This is a genomic window from Paraburkholderia sp. SIMBA_053, from assembly GCF_046534895.1.
GTDB lineage: Bacteria > Pseudomonadota > Gammaproteobacteria > Burkholderiales > Burkholderiaceae > Paraburkholderia > Paraburkholderia caledonica.
Genome location: NZ_JAWRXU010000148.1, coordinates 1 through 415 on the forward strand (window position 1 = coordinate 1; position 415 = coordinate 415).

Genomic DNA, 415 nt, shown 5'->3' on the forward strand with positions numbered 1-415 from the left:
GCTATGACGTGGTCGGTTTTCAGACGGACGCGGACCGGCAGTCGTTCGTCGATTACATCGAGCGCGGCCATCACGGCACGTCGAGCGACGAGAACATGATTCACGCATACGGCCGGTTCCTGAAGGTGGGCGCGTATCCGATCGGCATCTATCCCGATGCGATCGCCAAGGCCGCCGAGCAGTTCACCGACCGCAAGCCAGTGCGTAGCCTGCGCGACGGCATGCGCGGCCGCAAGCTGATCATGAGCGTGGACCGGCTCGATTATTCGAAAGGGCTGGTCGAGCGCTTCCAGGCATTCGAGCGTCTGTTGCAGAGCGCGCCCGGCTGGCATGGCCGCGTGTCGCTCGTGCAGATCGCACCGCCGACCCGCGCCGATGTGCAGACGTACCAGCGCATTCGGCAGACGCTGGAAGG

At 64.6% G+C, this 415-nt stretch carries 1 protein-coding gene; it reads left to right on the top strand.

What is annotated here, in order from left to right:
- Positions 1-415, top strand: a 415-nt coding sequence (locus SB753_RS34995; RefSeq protein ID WP_410804625.1) for a trehalose-6-phosphate synthase, incomplete at both ends; no start/stop codon positions are given.